General features: G+C 38.5%; 20 protein-coding genes, 1 tRNA gene and 1 pseudogene. 13 read left to right on the plus strand and 9 right to left on the minus strand.

The window, feature by feature from the left end:
• Positions 1 to 80 precede the first annotated feature (80 nt).
• The 4 genes from BMF77_RS17795 to BMF77_RS17810 all read left to right on the plus strand — a co-directional run bounded on the left by BMF77_RS17795 (position 81) and on the right by BMF77_RS17810 (position 1,669).
• Positions 81 to 518: a DUF29 domain-containing protein gene (locus BMF77_RS17795; protein ID WP_210422223.1), complete on the plus strand. Its 438-nt coding sequence runs from the start codon at positions 81 to 83 to the stop codon at positions 516 to 518.
• A gap of 78 nt (positions 519 to 596) precedes the next feature.
• Positions 597 to 992 (plus strand): STAS/SEC14 domain-containing protein, encoded by a 396-nt coding sequence (locus BMF77_RS17800; RefSeq protein WP_148764661.1) that lies wholly within the window; start codon positions 597 to 599, stop codon positions 990 to 992.
• A 40-nt stretch (positions 993 to 1,032) separates the two neighbouring features.
• Positions 1,033 to 1,323 (plus strand): nucleotidyltransferase family protein, encoded by a 291-nt coding sequence (locus BMF77_RS17805; protein ID WP_148764663.1) that lies wholly within the window; start codon positions 1,033 to 1,035, stop codon positions 1,321 to 1,323.
• On the plus strand, positions 1,313 to 1,669 hold the full coding sequence (locus BMF77_RS17810; protein WP_148764665.1) for a DUF86 domain-containing protein: 357 nt from the start codon (positions 1,313 to 1,315) through the stop codon (positions 1,667 to 1,669). The genes BMF77_RS17805 and BMF77_RS17810 overlap by 11 nt, the downstream gene beginning before the upstream one ends.
• On the opposite strand, the gene BMF77_RS17815 is transcribed toward BMF77_RS17810, so the two are convergent.
• The 4 genes from BMF77_RS17815 to BMF77_RS17825 all read right to left on the minus strand — a co-directional run bounded on the left by BMF77_RS17815 (position 1,654) and on the right by BMF77_RS17825 (position 4,636).
• Positions 1,654 to 2,919, minus strand: a complete 1,266-nt coding sequence (locus BMF77_RS17815; RefSeq protein WP_210422224.1) for an NACHT domain-containing NTPase — start codon at positions 2,917 to 2,919, stop codon at positions 1,654 to 1,656. The genes BMF77_RS17810 and BMF77_RS17815 overlap by 16 nt on opposite strands.
• Complete coding sequence (locus BMF77_RS27380) at positions 2,912 to 3,310, minus strand: hypothetical protein (protein WP_210422225.1); 399 nt, start codon at positions 3,308 to 3,310, stop codon at positions 2,912 to 2,914. Before BMF77_RS27380 ends, BMF77_RS17815 begins: the two co-directional genes overlap by 8 nt.
• 561 nt (positions 3,311 to 3,871) lie before the next feature.
• Positions 3,872 to 3,945, minus strand: a tRNA-Pro gene (locus tag BMF77_RS17820).
• 163 nt (positions 3,946 to 4,108) lie between these two features.
• On the minus strand, positions 4,109 to 4,636 hold the full coding sequence (locus BMF77_RS17825; RefSeq protein ID WP_148764667.1) for a GNAT family N-acetyltransferase: 528 nt from the start codon (positions 4,634 to 4,636) through the stop codon (positions 4,109 to 4,111).
• Between the two features lie 401 nt (positions 4,637 to 5,037).
• Between BMF77_RS17825 and BMF77_RS17830 the strand changes: the two genes are divergently transcribed.
• The gene (locus BMF77_RS17830; protein ID WP_148764669.1) at positions 5,038 to 5,931 is read left to right on the plus strand and encodes an alpha/beta fold hydrolase; all 894 of its coding nucleotides are present in this window, start codon (positions 5,038 to 5,040) and stop codon (positions 5,929 to 5,931) included.
• A complete protein-coding gene (locus BMF77_RS17835) occupies positions 5,925 to 6,197 on the plus strand; it encodes a hypothetical protein (protein ID WP_148764671.1) in 273 nt (90 codons plus the stop codon). The genes BMF77_RS17830 and BMF77_RS17835 overlap by 7 nt, the downstream gene beginning before the upstream one ends.
• A 13-nt stretch (positions 6,198 to 6,210) precedes the next feature.
• Here BMF77_RS17835 and tsaD read toward each other — a convergent pair whose 3' ends face one another.
• On the minus strand, positions 6,211 to 7,254 hold the full coding sequence (tsaD, locus tag BMF77_RS17840) for a tRNA (adenosine(37)-N6)-threonylcarbamoyltransferase complex transferase subunit TsaD (protein ID WP_148764673.1): 1,044 nt from the start codon (positions 7,252 to 7,254) through the stop codon (positions 6,211 to 6,213).
• A gap of 263 nt (positions 7,255 to 7,517) precedes the next feature.
• Here tsaD and BMF77_RS17845 point away from each other — a divergent pair, with 263 nt between their 5' ends.
• From BMF77_RS17845 to BMF77_RS17855, 3 genes are all read left to right on the plus strand, one after another.
• Entirely contained in the window at positions 7,518 to 8,012 is a 495-nt protein-coding gene (locus BMF77_RS17845; RefSeq protein ID WP_015079099.1) for a photosystem I reaction center subunit III PsaF, read from the plus strand.
• A gap of 39 nt (positions 8,013 to 8,051) precedes the next feature.
• Positions 8,052 to 8,198 carry a photosystem I reaction center subunit IX gene (gene psaJ / locus BMF77_RS17850; RefSeq protein ID WP_015079100.1) on the plus strand — a complete coding sequence of 49 codons (147 nt, stop codon included), beginning with the start codon at positions 8,052 to 8,054 and terminating at the stop codon, positions 8,196 to 8,198.
• 294 nt (positions 8,199 to 8,492) lie between these two features.
• Positions 8,493 to 8,954: a photosystem I reaction center subunit XI gene (locus tag BMF77_RS17855; RefSeq protein ID WP_148764675.1), complete on the plus strand. Its 462-nt coding sequence runs from the start codon at positions 8,493 to 8,495 to the stop codon at positions 8,952 to 8,954.
• 362 nt (positions 8,955 to 9,316) lie between these two features.
• Here BMF77_RS17855 and BMF77_RS17860 read toward each other — a convergent pair whose 3' ends face one another.
• Complete coding sequence (locus BMF77_RS17860) at positions 9,317 to 11,698, minus strand: phosphoketolase (protein WP_148764677.1); 2,382 nt, start codon at positions 11,696 to 11,698, stop codon at positions 9,317 to 9,319.
• A gap of 110 nt (positions 11,699 to 11,808) precedes the next feature.
• On the opposite strand from BMF77_RS17860, the gene BMF77_RS27385 reads away from it, so the two are divergent.
• The gene (locus tag BMF77_RS27385; RefSeq protein ID WP_210422226.1) at positions 11,809 to 12,054 is read left to right on the plus strand and encodes a hypothetical protein; all 246 of its coding nucleotides are present in this window, start codon (positions 11,809 to 11,811) and stop codon (positions 12,052 to 12,054) included.
• Between the two features lie 27 nt (positions 12,055 to 12,081).
• Here the strand turns inward: BMF77_RS27385 and BMF77_RS26845 are convergent, their stop codons facing one another.
• Entirely contained in the window at positions 12,082 to 12,249 is a 168-nt protein-coding gene (locus BMF77_RS26845; protein ID WP_168204458.1) for a hypothetical protein, read from the minus strand.
• Between the two features lie 61 nt (positions 12,250 to 12,310).
• Here BMF77_RS26845 and BMF77_RS17870 point away from each other — a divergent pair, with 61 nt between their 5' ends.
• Entirely contained in the window at positions 12,311 to 13,429 is a 1,119-nt protein-coding gene (locus BMF77_RS17870; protein ID WP_148764679.1) for an RNA-guided endonuclease TnpB family protein, read from the plus strand.
• 306 nt (positions 13,430 to 13,735) lie between these two features.
• On the opposite strand, the pseudogene BMF77_RS17875 reads toward BMF77_RS17870, so the two are convergent.
• Positions 13,736 to 14,905 (minus strand): annotated as a pseudogene (locus tag BMF77_RS17875) (tetratricopeptide repeat protein); the annotation flags it as partial.
• A 107-nt stretch (positions 14,906 to 15,012) separates the two neighbouring features.
• The gene (locus BMF77_RS17880; RefSeq protein WP_148764683.1) at positions 15,013 to 15,471 is read right to left on the minus strand and encodes an NADAR family protein; all 459 of its coding nucleotides are present in this window, start codon (positions 15,469 to 15,471) and stop codon (positions 15,013 to 15,015) included.
• Between the two features lie 17 nt (positions 15,472 to 15,488).
• Here BMF77_RS17880 and BMF77_RS28715 point away from each other — a divergent pair, with 17 nt between their 5' ends.
• Positions 15,489 to 15,623, plus strand: coding sequence for a hypothetical protein (locus BMF77_RS28715; protein ID WP_256370355.1), 135 nt, complete (start codon positions 15,489 to 15,491; stop codon positions 15,621 to 15,623).
• 424 nt (positions 15,624 to 16,047) lie between these two features.
• The gene (locus BMF77_RS17885) at positions 16,048 to 19,146 is read left to right on the plus strand and encodes a plasmid replication protein, CyRepA1 family (RefSeq protein ID WP_148764685.1); all 3,099 of its coding nucleotides are present in this window, start codon (positions 16,048 to 16,050) and stop codon (positions 19,144 to 19,146) included.
• The last annotated feature ends 75 nt before the right edge of the window (positions 19,147 to 19,221 follow it).

The raw sequence follows: 19,221 nt of genomic DNA on the forward strand, positions 1-19,221 counted from the left end.
TAAGTTATTATTTGTTAGATTTGTTAGGATAAAGGTAAAATAACATTCAAAGAACTAACAAAAAATAGATGAGGAATATTATGGAAGTTTCTCTTTATGAGCGTGACTTTTTACTGTGGACAACAGATATAGTTAATAAACTCAAGTCCAAAGATTTTGACCACCTAGATTTAGAAAATTTAATTGAGGAAATTGAGACTTTGGGAAGATCAGAAAAAAAAGAACTTAAAAGCCGACTTTTGGTTCTGCTAGAACATTTACTCAAAAGATTGTACGTTAATTCACCAGATAATTATCGGGGTTGGGAAATAACAATTAATGAACAACGACGACAATTAGAATTAGAACTTGAAGATTCTCCAAGTTTGAAAAATATCTGGGATGAATCTTTTAATACAGCTTGGAGACTAGCAATTAAAGGAGTTCGTAAAGATTATCCACAAGTTACATTTCCCGATGTATGTCCATATTCTTCTGACATAGATTCTATGTTAGATTGTGATTTTTGGAAACAATAAACAATCAAACATTATTTGGCGATTTACAGTCGCTATAATCAATATATCGAAAAGTAAAATCTGTAGTATTAAAACATCATGAATACTATTAAAATCAAAGTCTCACCATTAGATTTACTTCAAGCTATTCAGCAATTAAGTCAACCTGAATTAGATCAATTTATCGAGACATTTCTGCAATTTAAAGCTCAAAAAATTGCGCCTAATTTATCAAAACAGGAATCTGAATTATTACTCAAAATCAATCAAGATTTGCCTCTAGAATTACAACATCAATATCAAATATTGATAGAAAAACGCCATCAAGAAACCTTAACGGAATCAGAATATGAACAACTTTTAGAATTAACTGAACAAGTAGAAAAATATCAAGCTCAACGCATGGAATATTTAACTCAATTAGCTCAAATTAGACAAGTTTCTCTTACCACCTTAATTACACAAATGGGAGTTAAATCAATTAACAATGACTGATAATAAACTCAATGCTCAAATTAATGAGGATGAATAAATTATGAACCGTGAAGAAGTATTACAAATTCTCAGAACACATCAACAAGAATTACAAAATTTAGGAGTAAAATCCCTGGAATTATTTGGTTCTGTTGCTCGTAATGAAGCTCGTTCTGATAGTGATGTGGATTTATTAGCAGAATTATCGGAATCAATGAGTTTATTTCAGTTTATTGAAGCTAAACTCTATATTCAAGATTTATTAAAATGTCCGGTAGATATGGGAACAAAAGATGCTTTACGCGAACATTTGCGCCAACCAATTCTAGAGGATATTGTCTATGTCTTCTAGAAATTGGCTGGTTCGTATTCAGGATATTCTTGACTCCACCTGTACAATTAGGGACTGTGCAGCAGGACTGACCTTTGAAACATTTTGCGAAAATAAAGTTATCGTCAAAGCCGTACTTTACGACTACATGATTATTGGTGAAGCCTCTAAACATATTCCTGAAGACATAAAGAAACGTTACCCGGAAATTCCTTGGCGATTAATGGGTGATATGCGAAATGTTGTTACCCATGAATATTTTCAGGTTAGGCTCAAATTGATATGGCAAGGAATTAATAATGATATTCCTGTACTAATCCAACAATTACAAAATTTACTCGAAAAAGAATCTCAATCATTACAATAATATTCGCCCCTTAAAGATAAGCCCCTTGAAGATACGCCCGTTGAAGATTCGCCCCTTATTGATAATCTTTCCATTGGCATACCATGTTTTAACATATAGCTAATCAAGTTACACATCGTCTGCTGCCATGCACCAATATCAACCTTAGAATTATCTTTTTGCCAACGAATTTCATCAACAATAAACTTAAAAATATACTCATCCATTGCCGTTAAACCGCAGATTTTCGCCCAATTTTCTAACGCTTGTTTTTCGTCCCAGCCATCATCAGAATCTTTTTGATGTTCTTGTAAATTTTTATGAATCAGCGTCAATTGCCGGACAATACCTTTAGCTGCTAAATATTCCCCAAAACTTTTATGCGTAAATTCAAAAGTCTGTTCCCGGTTTTTAACTCCATGTTGCCGAAAATAAAAAGCAGTTAACAACCGGGTAAAACTAGCTTTTTTATCTTGGTTAAAAATATTTAAAATCCGGTCTATAATCTTACTATCACAATATTTTTCAATTTCCGACAAAGTTGTAATTCTAATATCTCCACCATGCCAAGCCGCAATAGCAATACTTTCTAAAATGCGAACAAAATCTTGTTCTTTCACTCCCTGAATTTGTGGATTGTGGTTATTTCCCCAAACTCGTTGATAAACTTTGCTAATTAAATCGGCATAAATTTCATTGAGATTGCTGTCTTCTGTGAATTTAACTGTATTCTTTTGATAACTTAAAGCTACAAGATAATTCAGCAAAGGTTGAGCAGTAATTTCTCTTAAATTCCCTCTATCTAACTCATCTGGCAATTTACTATAACCACAACCTTTAGCTTCACCATATTTTTCCCACCAAATCTGCCTTTGATCTATTTGTAATAAATTATTATCATCAATAAAATTCCTGTTTTTTATTTCTTCTTCATCTACAAAATAAGGTAAAATATGAAGAATTTGCTTAGACTTACGAAATTCACTTTCATTTCTTTGGACTACTATTTCTCGTCCACCAATTAAAGCTAATAAATGAGTTTTAGTCTGATTAGATAAATCAACCAATCTTCTCACTTCACTAATAAACTTTTGGGCAACTCTTTCCGCCATTTCCCCTTGCATTGCCAACTCATCCAAACCATCAAAAATAATCAATAATTTATCAACAAAATTTTCTGAGTTCAAAGGATTAGCTGGCAAAGGCATATCGCGCATTGATTCAATAAATTTACTAATTGCCTCAACTACATCAGCCTCTGGATTAAACAAATGCAAATGAATAAATAGGAATGTTTTCAGATTCTAATTTTTCTAAACACTGATTGAAAAGCTGATCCAAAATTTCCCGCAGTTGATCTTCTTTGAGTTCTTTCCCCTGACTGACTTCCTGTAGTAAATCTTGATTATCTCCTATGAGATGAACCATTGCCTGTGTTAAAGCCGCAGAAATTAATAACCAAGCAATTTCTCCCGGTTGATCTGTTATTCCAATAGCCATACCAATATCAACAAGATTTTGTATGGCAACACCAGGTTTCTGCAAACCCAAATTTAGCAAAGCCTTAGTTGTTGCCGCAAAAACATTACGCCAATTCACATTAATATCTTTTTGTCCCAAAGGAAGAGGTTTTTTAAGAATAATTCCAGGTCTGTTATTCATAGATATTGGTGTGTTTATCGTAATACTTAAATTTCAGGCATATAAACACCCATATTTTAACCTATAACGGTACGCACTTACACAACATAAATCACAGTGCGTTAGCTAGTAGGTTGGGTTGACGCAAGGAAACCCAACATTTCCTATAATTATAATTGTCAGAATCAGGTGGTTATCGAGCGAAGTCGAGATAATATCCAGGATGTAAGGATTTACATGATTTGATTTTTTGCTCAACCCCTATAATGGCTGAAAAAGAAAATCTCTTCCTTCTCTTCTTTGCGTCTTTGCTCCTTTGCGACTTTGCGCGAAATACATTGTCTGAATCAGGATACTCAGGATTAAAGGATTTACAGGATGTTGTGTGAAGTCTGATTTTTTGGAATGTAAGGATTTTGAGATATTACCTAAATTATGATGTAGGAAAGATATGATAGTCCATCAAATAAAAATCCTAAAAATCATCAAAATCCTAAAAATCACAGTTTAGACAGTGGAGATATCAATTAAAAAACGCTGTGCCGCTGTATTATCGCAATTACCAATATAACCACTTACAAATCGGGATGACAGGATTCGAACCTGCGGCATCCTGCTCCCAAAGCAGGCGCGCTACCAAGCTGCGCTACATCCCGTAAAGTCACAGAAACCAAGTTCCACATAAATCAAATTATGTTTTTTTGGTTTATCTCGACTATCATATCACAAAAAAGAATAAATGCAAACCCAATAATCCAGAAAAATCAGATTTAGGGAAATATACTTAGTTCCCTAATCCCCAAACCCCAGCCACGTTTATCACTGAGGATACCAAAACATTCCTTTTATACCTTCAGGATCTGACATAAAGCCCATCGTCTTATAGAAATCTACAACATGAGGGTCAGCAAAAAGAGTGACATTACTAATTTCCTCATTCCTAAGTTTTTTGAGGACATATTTCATTAATGCCTTACCTAGACCTCTACTTTGAAAATCAGGATGAACGACTACATCCCAAATAGTGGCATTAAAAGCATGATCTGAGGTAGCACGGGCAAAACCAATCAAACGCTTTTTATTTCCTCGTACTTGCCACATAGAGGCCACGAGAAAACTATGCTCAATAGCTTTTTTTACTTTTCTCAGGGGGCGACGTGACCAGCCAACTGCATCACAGAGTTCTTCGAGTTCATAAAGGTCAATATCTCTTTCCGTACTGAAAACGATTTGATCCTTACCTACACTAGAATTACCATCAACTTCCGCTGTATGCTCATTAACAGCAGTGTTTTTATTTGCCGCTAAAGATTCAGGAGTGCTAAACCAAGTTTTCCAAAAACCCATGCCAATGCAGTTCGGGTAGTATGACTAAAATTGGTTTCCACTTTTTAAAAGTGTTGATTCACATTTAACATCACTATGATCATTGCTTGCCAATCCACTAGAAATATTCTAGGTGTTTTAGCGATTTGTAATACTCACAGCTAGTTATCAGGTGTTTCTTCCCAATCACTCTCAACTCTAGCATTTTGTTTTCACACTACTCCATAAAACTCACCCAAAGGCAAAAATTTTCCGAAATTCAAGTATCTTTCCCGCTTGAGTGACAATTTTACCCGCTGCTGCTTTTATAAACAGACAATGATGAACTGTAGTGTGAGCGTCTCGCTCACGCGGGCAAGATGCCCGCACTACCAAAAACCTGTATTGAGTCGCACCCACTATTGAGGGGACGATATTTAATTATGGCAACAATAGAAATATTAGGCGTTCCACATACTTATGAGCTAACTGCTCCCACATCATGCCCCCATACTTTAGTATTTATCCACAGTTGGCTAAATAGTAGCGTATATTGGCAACCTGTGATTTCTCGTCTATCAGTAGATTTACAGTGTTTATCTTACGATTTGCGAGGGTTTGGTGAATCACAGTCCCAGGTGACATCAGATATAGAACTGACTGCTACAGACTCTAGTATGGTTAGTTTGTCTTTGGATTCTATGTACTCTCCATCTGCTTATGCTCGGGATTTGGCTGTGCTTCTCCAACACCTGAATATTTCTAGTGCTTGGCTAATTGGTCATTCTTTGGGTGGCACTATTGCTCTATGGACAGCGACTCAATTACCTAATTGTGTTAAAGGTGTAATTTGTATTAATGCAGGCGGTGGGATTTATCTTAAAGAAGCGTTTGAGCAATTTCGTGCGGCTGGGCAAAAATTTTTACAAGTCCGTCCTCGTTGGCTTTCACAAATGCCTTTGATTGATTTGTTGTTTACTAAAGCTAGTGTATTACATCCTTTAGACCGATATTGGGCGCGTCAACGACTGATTGATTTTATTGTTGCTGATTCAGAAGCTGCTTTGGGAACTCTTTTTGACTCGACTACGGAAGCAGAAATTAACTGTTTACCCAAATTAGTCTCAAAATTAAAGCAGCCAGTCTATTTTTTAGCTGGCGCTGACGATAAGGTGATTGAACCCAAATATATCCGCCATTTAGCAAGTTTTCATTGGCTTTTCCAATCCGTTGGCGATAATGTGATTGAAATTCCTGATTGTGGACATCTAGCTATGTTAGAGCAACCAGAAGCCGTAGCTGAACATATTCGGTCAATTGTCACCAATGGTTGTTAGTAGGGGCGAAGCATTTGGAAGATAAATTATCGGTCATTGCCAAAAATAGTTCTCCAAATGCTTCGCCCGTACAGTTGTTAGTAGGGGCGAAGCATTTGGAAGATAAATTATCGGTCATTGCCAAAAATAGTTCTCCAAATGCTTCGCCCGTACAGTTGTCAGTTGTCATTGGTAACTTTCTTTCTTCTTTCTTCTTTCTTCCTCCTGAACTCCTGATAGCGAAGCGTGGCGTTAGCCATACTCCTGATAGCGAAGCGTGGCGTTAGCCATACTCCTGAATTAATTTTCGTATAACTGCATGACTTGGTTCAGTGAGAGCCGGGAATGGACTCCTAATGTGAGTGGGGAAGTTCTGCCACGTGAGAGGTGTTCGACGGCTGCACAGCCAATCATGGCGGCATTGTCAGTGCAAAATTTTAAGGGTGGGAATAGAACCCGTAAGTTATGTTTGCTGGCTGCTGCTTGTAAATGCTTTCTCAGCCCACTATTAGCTCCTACGCCACCACCTACAGTAATGGTATCTAATCCATAGTTCCGAGCGCAGGCGATCGCTCTTTTGGTCAGCGATCGCGCTATAGTATCCTGGAAACTAGCCACTACATCGGCAATTGGTACTTCTTTACCCTCTTTCTCCAACTGCTGCACTAAACGTAATACCGCTGTCTTTAATCCGCTAAAACTACAATCGTAGGGATGATAACCCCCACCCGGTAAAGAAATTTTGCCCTCCGGTAATGCAAAGGCTTGGGGATTGCCAGTTTGTGCCAGTTTGTCAATTATTGGTCCACCGGGATAACCCAGTTTCAACAACCGCGCCACCTTGTCAAAAGCCTCACCCGCCGCATCATCACGGGTTTCTCCCAGGGTTTCGTATATACCATAATCTTTCACATAAATCAAGCTTGTATGACCGCCGGAAACAAGTAAGCTAAGAAAGGGAGGATTTAAACTTGGCTCGCTCAAGTAAGTCGCGTAAATATGACCTTCCAGGTGATGCACTCCCAAAAAAGGCAAATCATGGACAATTGCCAGGGTTTTGGCAGCCGTTAATCCTACCAGCAACGCTCCTACTAGTCCAGGCGCACAGGTGGCAGCTATCCCATCAATCTGACTCCAATCTAGATGACTAGACTCCATTGCTTGCTCTATTTCATAATTCAGGGTTTCTAAATGCTGACGTGAGGCCACCTCTGGTACTACCCCACCATATTGTTGATGAATAGAAATTTGTGAAGCAACAATACTGCTACACACTTCACGATTCTTAATAATTGCAACAGCAGTTTCATCACAACTGGTTTCAATGGCTAGAACGGTTGTCATAGAATGGGTAATTGGTAATTGGTAATTGGTAATTGGTAATTGGCAATATACATTCTCTCATATCTCCCCCTGCCCCCTACTCCCTGCTTCCTACCCTGCTTCCCTATCTTTTGATTGAGAAGCTTTAACTTTTGTTGACTTAAACTTTACTCAGTTCCCAGCCAAGAGTATGATAACTTCCTAGTTATCTAAAATAAAGACTGTACAAGCCGCTTCGTTTTGTACAAGAAACTTCTCGTTTTGTAATAAAAGGAAACAACTCCATGAGACGATTGTTTGCTTTGCTTTTGGTGATGACTCTTTGGTTCAATTTTGCTCCTGAAGCTAATGCACTAGGCGCAAACCTTGTTCCTTGTAAAGACTCTCCCGCCTTTCAAGAGCTAGCACTAAATGCCCGCAACACCACCACTGACCCCGAATCTGGCAAAAAGCGGTTTGAACGTTATTCTCAGGCGCTCTGTGGACCTGAAGGTTATCCTCACTTGATTGTAGATGGCAGTCTTGATCATGCTGGTGATTTTTTAATCCCTAGTATTCTCTTCCTCTACATTGCTGGTTGGATTGGTTGGGTAGGCCGTGCTTATCTCCAAGCAATCAAAACAGGATCAGATGCGGAGCAAAAAGAAATCCAAATTGATTTGGGTATTGCTCTACCTATCATCACCTCCGGTTTTGCTTGGCCCGCAGCAGCAATCAAGGAATTGCTCTCCGGCGAATTAACCGCGAAGGATTCAGAAATTACCGTTTCGCCACGTTAATTCATTTGTTTTCAATCACTCATTCTGGAGACTAAATTCATGGCTGAAAAAGGTAACGAAACCAACTACTTGATTACATTCATTTCCACTGCTCCCGTTGCAGCAACTATCTGGTTGACAATCACAGCCGGGATTTTGATTGAATTTAATCGCTTCTTCCCTGACCTCCTTTTCCACCCCCTATAGGTTGAAAATCCGGTTTACAAAAGCTAAGTAAATTAGCTTATGCTTGTAGATTGTCTCATTGAGTTATCAAACCTAGTTAGGTGAAAATATCACTCAAATTAGCAATCTTCACTAATGTATGAAACTCGTCATGTTGTCCACTGTTTCCGGGTTTCATACTTTTCTAAATGAGAAAGTGGCAAAATTAATTTTTATGAAAAATGCCATCTTTCTCATTTAAAAGCGAGCAAACAACATGACTCAACCAGTAAGCTCATCAAAAACCCACCTAGTGATCCAAGGAATCGAAAAGTTATGGCAGCAGTAGCACGTGATCCACAAAAAGGCGATCTAGAAACCCCCATCAATTCCGCTCCCTTGGTGAAGTGGTTTATTAGCAACTTACCAGCTTATCGCCCCGGTCTAAATCCTTTTAGACGCGGTTTGGAAGTCGGTATGGCTCATGGTTATTTACTATTTGGACCTTTCCATAGATTAGGTCCTTTACGCAATGCCCCCAATGCTACCTTAGCTGGTTTGTTGGGTAGTATTGGATTGGTTGTAATTTTGACAGCTTGCCTATCCCTATATGCTAACAGCAACCCTGGTAAAGCTCTTGCTAGTATTGCTGTACCCAATCCTCCTGTTGATGCTTTTAACTCTAAGGAAAGTTGGAATAATTTCACCAGTGCTTTCTTGATTGGTGGTATCGGTGGCGCAGTAGTCGCTTTCTTCTTAACCAGTAATTCTGGATTAATCCAAGGTTTATTGGGTTAATTTAATTCTTGATAATGGGTAATAGTTGCTAATTTGGGCTATTACCTATTGTCGAGAGAAGTAAGTAGGTTGGCGTTGAAAATTGTCGTTATGGCAAGGCAAAAGGCAAGAGGCAAGAGTGAAGAGGGTTTGGGCGATTTTACGTTTCTTTACACAGTTTGGTTTTATTGTGTTCACCTACTTATATTAGAAAATAGATAATTATAATTTTACAAAAAACTAATTATAAAATACTAAATTATTCAGAGAAATAGGGACAACTTTTGCAGCATCAATAGAAAAATAAATTGTTTATTGTTATCTCATGTGTAGGGGTTTAGCACTGCTAAACCCTTACCTATAAAATCAGCTTAACTCAATTATTAATATGGCCAAGTCCAATCGCGGATTTCTGGCATATCTTCACCGTGTTTCTGAATATATTGCTTATGTTCAATCAACTTATCTTGCAATTTTTGTTTTACATAAGCTGCTTGAGAACCTAATTTTGGTACACGGTCAATCACATCCATAACTAAATGGAATCTATCTAAATCATTCATTACCACCATATCAAAAGGTGTGGTTGTTGTTCCTTCTTCTTTATAACCACGCACATGAATATTCTGATGATTTGTATGCCGATAGGTGAGACGATGAATTAACCAAGGATAACCATGAAAGGCAAAGATGATTGGTTTATCAGTTGTGAAAATAGTATCAAAATCCTTACTATTTAAACCGTGAGGATGTTCACTTTTTGGCTGTAGAGTCATCAAATCCACAACATTAACAACTCGCACTTTTAAATCTGGGAAATGTTGCCGTAAAATATCCACAGCCGCTAAAGTTTCCAAAGTTGGAACATCTCCAGCACAAGCCATAACTACATCGGTTTCACTGTCTTGATCATTACTAGCCCATTCCCAAATTCCTAAACCTTTAGTACAATGTTTAATTGCCGAATCCATGTCTAAATATTGTAATGCAGGTTGTTTACCAGCCACAATCACATTGACATAATTACGACTTCTTAAACAATGGTCAGTTACTGATAGCAAAGTATTAGCATCAGGTGGTAGATAAACACGAATGATTTCGGATTTTTTGTTAATTACATGATCAATAAAACCAGGATCTTGGTGAGAAAACCCGTTATGATCTTGTCGCCAAACATGAGAAGTGAGAAGATAATTTAAAGAGGCAATTGGTCTTCTCCAAGTAATATGCCGAGTTGTTTTCAACCATTTGGCGTGTTGGTTGAACATGGAATCAATGATGTGAATAAAAGCTTCATAACAGGAGAAGAAACCATGACGACCTGTTAACAAATATCCTTCTAACCAGCCTTGACAATTGGTTTCGCTGAGGATTTCCATAACTCGACCGTCCGGTGATAAATGGTCATCTTCCGGGAGAGTTTCCGCATCCCAAGCGCGGTTTGTCACTTCAAATAAAGGATCTAAACGATTTGAGGCGGTTTCGTCAGGCCCAAAAACGCGGAAGTTACGGCTTTCTTCGTTGAGTTTCATAATGTCGCGGAGAAACTTGCCAGTAACTTTGGTAGCTTCAGCGTTAACTGTTCCTGGTTTAAATACTTCTACAGCATAGTTGCTAAAATCAGGCATTTTCAAGTCACGCAGCAAAATTCCGCCGTTAGCGTGGGGGTTGTCTCCCATGCGACGCTGACCTTTGGGGGCTAGTTCTGCCAGTTCGGGAATCAGTTGACCGTTGGTGTCGAAAAGTTCTTCAGGTTTGTAACTTTTTAGCCAATCTTCCAGCAATTGCAGATGTTCCGGTTTACCAGCTATATCACTAAAAGGGACTTGGTGCGATCGCCAATAACCCTCTGTTTTCTTCCCGTCCACTTCCTTGGGTCCAGTCCAACCTTTGGGAGTGCGTAAAACAATCATTGGCCATTGCGGTCGTGCTTGGAAACCATGTACCCGCGCTTCTCTTTGGATACTTTGAATTTCAGGAATGATTGTATCTAATACTGCCGCCATTTTTTGGTGAACTTCCGCCGGGTCAGAACCTTCAACAAAGTAAGGTTTATAGCCATAGCCGATAAATAGGCTTTCCAATTCCCCATGGGGTATCCGTGCTAATACTGTGGGATTGGCAATTTTGTATCCATTCAAATGCAGAATTGGTAAAACTGCACCATCAGTAACAGGGTTGATAAATTTGTTAGAATGCCAGCTAGTTGCTAGGGGTCCAGTTTCCGCTTCTCCGTCACCCACAACCGCCGCAACTATCAAATCAGGGTTATCAAATACTGCACCGTAAGCATGAACTAAAGCATAGCCTAATTCTCCCCCCTCATGGATAGAACCAGGGGTTTCTGGGGCGACATGACTGGGAATACCACCAGGGAAGGAGAATTGCTTAAATAGTTTTTGCATTCCCTCTTCATCTTGGGAGATGTTGGGGTAATATTCGCTATATGTTCCTTCTAAGTAGGTATTGGCAACAATTCCGGGTCCACCATGTCCAGGACCAGCTATGTAAATTGCATTGAGGTCGTATTTTTTAATAACTCGGTTAAAGTGGGCGTAAATCAAGTTTAGCCCTGGGGTAGTTCCCCAATGTCCTAATAGTCGAGGTTTGACGTGTTTTTGTTGGAGTGGTTCTCTCAAAAGAGGGTTGTCGAGGAGGTATATTTGTCCAACAGAGAGATAATTGGCTGCACGCCAATAGGCGTTAATTTTTTGTAATTCTGTGTCTGTTAAAGGTTTTGTCTGTGAAATGCTGGTAATAGTCATTTAAAACTCCAGTCCAAAGTATTCGCACCAATCAGTTTTATAAGGAGAATGCCGAAAACCCTTGAAGGCGTGTCCGACTCAGCAGCACACACCTGTGCAACAGTTGCGGGATGAAGGCTAATTGCAGGATAAATCCTGCACTGACATTTTGTATATATTGTATAATAAACGATTTACAAAAAAGTAGGGGCGAAGCATTCGCTTATAAAAATTATGCGACCAACCGACAACTCAACAGCGCGAATGCTTCGCCCGTACGGCAACGGATTGAACACGCTAAGAAAATAGCGCGTAACGTATGCAGGTCTAATGTCAATGTAACTGTGATGATTTGTTTGGGGGTAGAAACAGCTTGATAATTTCTACCCATAACTAGCCTTATGTTACTGTTTGTCCAAGTCTTCAATAAGTTGATCAACAAATTCCCTCAACCGTTGTTGCCAGTCAGGGACGGTTTTAATTTTTTCCCTGACTCCAGGTAAAACCTTAAATTGCAAGGGTGATTTATCGTAGGCTACTTTATTTTGTGGTTTAAATTTAATCCGAGGCATTGCCAAATCCTAATATGTCTGATATACTAGACATCATAGCACAACATTGAAGGTCGAATCAATGCTTTTATCATTCAAAACTGCACTAATTCCAAATAACCGACAGATTACAGCTTTTCGCAAGGCTTCTGGAGTCGCTAGACACGCTTACAACTGGGCAAATGCTCAAATCAAGGATATTTTAGCTACTCGCAAAGAAGGCGAAAAACTTAAATTACCATCAGCTATTGACTTGCATAAAAAGTTAGTTGCTGAGGTAAAATCTGAGCATATTTGGTATTACGAAGTTAATAAAAATATCCCTCAGAAGGCGTTAGCTGATTTACGCCAAGCATGGGATAGGTGTTTTAGGAAGACATCGAAACAACCCCGATTCAAAAAGAAAGGTCAACGTGATTCTTTCTATTTGGAGTCAGGAACTAAGGCGAAACCAGCAATTAAAAATGATAGTAAAAGAATTAAATTACCGTCAATTGGCTGGGTACGTTTAGCAGAACCTTTACCGATTACAGTAACTCATAATTGCGTGATTTCTAGACAGGCTGATAAATGGTTTATTTCTGTTAAATACGAAGTTGAAAAACCTCCTATACTTGCAGACAGACCGACCATCGGCGTTGACATAGGAATTAAGGAGTTAGCAGTTTGTAGTAATGGTGAAGTATTCGAGAATCCTAAAGCCTACCGCCATAAGAGTAAACGCATGAAACGTTTACAGCGTAGCGTTAGCAGAAAACTAAAGGGGTCTAATAATCGCAAAAAAGCTGTGAGAAAATTGGCTAAATTACACGCCAAAGTTTCTAATATTCGCAAGGATTCTATTCACAAATTAACCTACTATCTAGCTAAAAACCACAGCATAATTAAGATAGAAGATTTGCACGTTAAGGCATTTTTGAAGAACCACAAATTAGCGGGTGCAATTGCAGATTGTGGGATGTATGAATTTCAAAGGCAATTAGAGTACAAAACTGAGAAATTCGGGAGTGAATTAATCCTTGTGGATAGGTTCTTTCCTAGTTCGCAAATATGCTCTAACTGCGGTAATCATCGTCATAAAATGCCATTAAAAAGCCGCGTTTATGTTTGTCCTGATTGTGGACATACAGAGGATCGTGACCTCAACGCAGCTAAGAATATTGACCGATGGTTTGCGGATATTTTTATCCCTGTAGCGTAGCGGTTCCTTTGAGGAACTACGGTCAGAAACGGTAAGTTCTACCGAGATAGCTTGTGGAGCGGACAAACCTCTTAGAAGTCATTCTAAGACCGTGATTAAACAGGAAATAAGCACTAAGGTTATCGCTGTTCAGATGTGTCTAGACTTTGGTAATTTTGGGTAAGTTTTATAGAACGGAAGCTCTAATGGCTTCAACTATTGGAATAACAACTTTAAATTAGATTGGATATTTTTGCAATTAAACTTTACAAACAAAAAACATCAGTGAGCTTTAAAAGCCTATACTTAAAACCCTCCTAATGCACGAATATTATCAAGAATGGTAACTTCTCCATAGGGATCGCCCACAGCCCGCATTAAAGGTAAAGCTTGATTGTAAAAGACCAGTGCCTTTTGCTTTTCTCCTAAAGCAGAGTAGACAAGACCAATATTATTGAGAGTGGTAGCTTCCCCACCGCGATCGCCCACAGCCCGACGTATGGGTAAGGCTTGATTGTAATAGTCCAGTGCTTTTTGCTTTTCTCCTAAATCGGAGTAGACAAGACCGATATTATTGAGAGTGGTAGCTTCTCCACGGCGATCGCCCACAGCCCGATATATGGGTAAAGCTTGGTTGTAAAAGACCAGTGCCTTTTGCTTTTCTCCTAAATCAGAGTAGACACTACCGATATTATTGAGAGTGGTAGCTTCCCCGCTGCGATCGCCCACAGCCCTACTTATAGGTAAAGCTTGGTTGTAAAAGTCCAGTGCCTTTTGCTTTTCTCCTAAAGCAGAGTAGACACCACCGATATTATTGAGAGTGGTAGCTTCCCCACGGCGATCGCCCACAGCCCTAAGTATGGGTAAAGCTTGGTTGTAAAAGTCCAGTGCCTTTTGCTTTTCTCCTAAAGCAGAGTAGACAACACCGATACCAGTGAGAGTGGTAGCTTCCATACTGCGATCGCCCACAGCCCTAAATATGGGTAAAGCTTGGTTGTAAAAGTCCAGTGCCTTTTGCTTTTCTCCTAAAGCATCGTAGACAGCACCGATATTATTGAGAGTGGTAGCTTCCCCACCGCGATCGCCCACAGCCCGACGTATGGGTAAGGCTTGGTTGTAATAGTCCAGTGCTTTTTGCTTTTCTCCTAAAGCATTGTAGACAGCACCGATATTATTGAGAGTGGTAGCTTCCCCACGGCGATCGCCCACAGCCCGATACAATAATCTAGCCTCTTGCCATTTTTGAATTGCTTGTCGCAATGACTCTGCTGATCCTTTTTGATAAAGTGCCTGTCCCTCTTCAAAAAGCCGTTCTGCATTTTCCTTTGTTGCTGCTGGAGATTGAGCAATTTTTGAGGAATCATCTTTTGCCAAAACACGGTTAGAGTCAGTAACTGCACTCACACAACCAAACAACAGAATACTAATAGACAAAGTTATATAGCCGTTACCTACCAGTAACATCAGCCAATTATCTTGTTGTTTTCTACTTTTCATCAGAATTACTACTTGGTAAAATTACAAACTCTGTTTAGAATATCAGCTTTTTGTGATGATACTCTCAGTAAACAATATTTTATATAAGCGACCAGTATCAAAGGTTTTCATCTTTTCAAGAATTGTAAGCGGATTTCTGCACGTACACTCATGAGGATTTTACCGAGATGATTTTCTCCTGTATGATTTGCACCACAGCCCCAGAAACAGTCTGTAGGGGAATTTTCTATAAGCATTTCATCACCTGTAATTAATAATATTTCCCTAATATCAGCATGAGTGATAAATTTTTGTAGTACCCCAATCCGCATAACTTGAGTTTTCACCAATTCCCAATCTGGACGGAAACGACGAGAGGGACAACGCCCTAAAGCAGCAGCCTGTTCAGGACTAACAGCAGCGTGAATTAAAGGTATAATGGGAGCATCGGGACTACCAACAAACTTTTGTGCTTGATAATAATGCTCAACGGTAGGCCAGTCAGTACCGTCAATGTTAATACTGTGGGGAGAAAAGTTAGAAAAACAACCATAGGGCTGGGAAACTTGATAAAAGTAAATAGTCATTTGCAAAATTCTCTTTTATGACTACAGATGCTTTTGAACAAACAAATTGGGTGTGGGAATTTTCCTTATTCCAACAACAAGTAGGGGAATGGATAGAATACCAATTTTCCCGGTTTCAAAAAACTTTACCAGAATTACCGCCTGGTTGTTGAGATACTCACCGACCTAAAGGTGTGGTGATTCTTGACGCTTCACCGACTGACGCTAACCGTTGCTAGTCTTACTCTGTCTCTGCGCCCGTTTAGAGTCGTGGCAATGGCCTATCCCGACACTTAGGCTTGGCTGAGTGCAAGCTTTTTTCAAAAAACATATTGTCTATTAAGTTTTTCTGGGGATTTTATTTCTTGGAAGTCCCCAAGCTATTGGTAATAATATGACCCGTGCTGCTTCTGAGTTACGCAAACTGTCTATCTATGCTCCTTGCACAGCCCTAACCACACCTTGATATATTCACAGAAGTATTTATCAAAACAAAGTAAAAAAAATAACACTAAAATTTGAAAAATTATTTTATAAAAAATCAGCCTAGCCGTGCTAAAGTTTTGATCTTGTTATATTCCTTAGCTGCTTCAGCTTATGCATCTGCCTTCTTTACATCCACAACACCTTGAAGAATTAGTCAAGAGCAGTGGTATAAACTTAGACTTAATTCCTTTGAATTTTAAATCGCTTCAAGGTATCAGTGCTTATGAATATTTGCTCATTTCTGACCAACTCCCTCGCACCAATACAGGGATGATTAAAAATGCTTGGTTACAGCGGTATACCCATGTTACAGAAGGTGGTTGGTGGTGTTCTGGACTAGACCCTCTCAATAATTGGCATAAGATGGAATGGGGATGTTTTAAACCCAACCAACCGCGACAAAATCAAAAGGGCAAATCAATTAAATATGAACACCCTCCCAGCACACCCACACGCATATTTTGTTTACGCATATCCTTACAAATTTGGCAACAAGTTGGCCAACGTTACAACTTAGCCATACCGGAAAATATTACTATTAATCATGATGGTGAAGCCGAAGGTTTTTGGTCATGGGTAATTAAAAATAAAATAGCCATTGTCATTTGTGAAGGTGTGAAAAAAGCCGCAGCCCTTTTAAGCCAAGGATATGTTGCTATTGCTATTCCTGGTATTAATAGCGGTTATCGAGTTATTAAAGATGAATTTGGCAAAGTTACCCGGCGGCAATTAATACCTGATTTAGCAGTATTCACAAACATAAAACGCAACTTTTATATTTGTTTTGATTTTGAAACCCAAGGCAAAAAAATTGCGGCTGTCAATAATGCTATTTCTCAATTGGGTTGTTTATTTCAACAACAAAACTGTCCTGTTAAAGTTGTCGAACTTCCAGGCAAAGAAAAAGGAGTTGATGAATTTATCATTGCCAAAGGTGCAACAGCCTTTGATAAAACTTATCGTCAAAGCCTAGATTTAGATATTTATATTGCCCAAACCAAACCCCATACAGAGTTAACAATTCCCGCTGCACTTACTGTTAACCGTCCTTATTTGGGAAAAATTGCCTTTCCTACCTCTGGTTTAGTAGGAGTGAAATCAGCCAAGGGTACAGGTAAAACCACAGCATTACAAAGCATTGTTCAACGAGCAAAAAATCATAATCAACCAGTTTTATTAATTACCCATAGAATCATCTTGGGACGGTTTTTATGTGATAAAATCGGGATTAAATGGGGTTTTGAGCATGAATCATGGCGGATAGAAGCTGATGAAGTAGCTGTTAAGTTTCCGTTACCAATTACGCCATCTTTGGGATTATGTGTAGATTCAATTTGGAAATTAAAACCCGAAGATTGGCACGGTGCCATATTAATTTTAGATGAGGTTGAGCAGTCTTTATGGCATTTACTCAATAGTAATACCTGTAAACAAAAACGAGTTAAAATTCTTCGTATTTTCCAACAACTAATTTCTACAGTTCTCACAACAGGAGGTTTGATAATTGCCCAAGATGCCGATTTATCAGATGTATCTTTAGAATATTTACAGACCTTAGCCGGAATTAAATTAAATCCTTGGGTAGTTGTCAATGAATGGAAACCGGAAAAAGGTTGGGATACAACTTTTTATGATTCACCCAATCCCACACCCCTAATTCATCAATTAGAATTAGATTTAATTGCTGGACGTAAATGCTATGTTACTACTGATAGTCGTTCTGGACGCTACAGTTGTGAAACTATTGAACGTTATTTAAAAGAACGTTTACAGAAACTCAGAAGAGAATTTCCTGAAACTTTAGTAGTTAGTAGTCATACTACTAATACACCTGGTCATGCAGCCGTTGATTTGATAGCTGCTATTAATCAAAAAATCACTGATTATGATACTGTTTTTGTTACCCCTAGTTTGGGAACAGGAATTAGTATTGATGTTCAACATTTTGACCGAGTTTATGGCATTTTTCAAGGGGTAATTCCTGACTCAGAAGCCCGTCAAGCTTTAGCAAGAGTTAGGGATAATGTTCCCCGTATTGTTTGGTGTGCTAAACGCGGTATTGGCTTAATTGGTAGTGGCAGTACAAATTATCGGTTACTGTCTAATTGGTATCAAGAAAATCAAAAAGAAAACTTAGCTTTATTAAGTCCATTACATAAAATAGATGTAGATTTACCTCTAGTTTATGATCCTATTCATTTACGCACTTGGGCAAAATTATCTGCTAGGGTAAATGCTTCTATTCGTCTTTATCGGCAATCAATGCAGGATGGATTAATAACTGATGGTCATCAAATTCAAATGCGAAGTAATGAAGTCCAAAATAACATTCTTCGTGATTTGCGTTTAGCCTTTTTTGCCACTGAACCTAGTGATGTAGAAAATCGCAAACGGTTAATTGTAGAAATTGTTAAAGTGCAAAAAGATTGGGGACAAAGTCTTCAAAAAGCCAAGGAAATTAAACGCAAAATCAAAGAAATTAAGCAGCAAAATCAATCAGCAGCAGCAAATTCTGTAGCTAATGCTAAAGATATTGACTATGTGGAATATGAACAGCTATTAACTAAACATTCTCTTAGCAATGGAGAACGTCATCAAGTTGATAAATATATTCTCAGACAAAGGTATGGAATTGTAGTTACTCCCCAACTCAAATTACAGGATGAAAAAGGTTATTATGGACAATTATTAATTCATTATTATCTGACTCATGAAAGTGAATATTTTCATGTAAAAGATCAGCAAGAATGGAGTCAGCAGTTATTGTGGGGTGAAGGTAAAGTTTTTCTCCCAGATTTAAGAACTTATACGTTGAAAGTAGAAGCTATGCGGGCTTTAGGAATAATGCAATTTCTGGAAACAGAAAGAGTATTTAGTGAAAATGACGCTGATTTAATTTGGCTAAAAAATGTAGCTGGACAAAGTAGTAGACATATTAAACGCGCTTTAGGTATTGATTTAGTTAGAGGTAAAGAATCTGTTGCGGGAATTAAGTTATTAAGCCGACTTTTAGGTTTGTTAGGTTTGAAATTACAGCAAGTCAATGATGGTTATAAAATTGATTTAGACACTCTAAATGATGGTAGAGATAAAATATTTGCAGTTTGGCAACACCGTGATGATTTGATGTTAACTACTTTACATAATATGGAATGTGAAATTGTAGATTTATCTAAAAAGTCTCAACAGGAAGCTGTACTGATAAGTTAAACAAAAAAACAGATACCCGACTTCTCAAAGAAATCGGGTATCTATCTGATCTATCTGTGGTAAAATCTATTTTGT

Origin of the sequence: Dolichospermum sp. UHCC 0315A (genome assembly GCF_008121535.1) — a bacterium.
In the GTDB taxonomy this organism is placed as follows: Bacteria; Cyanobacteriota; Cyanobacteriia; order Cyanobacteriales; family Nostocaceae; genus Dolichospermum; species Dolichospermum lemmermannii.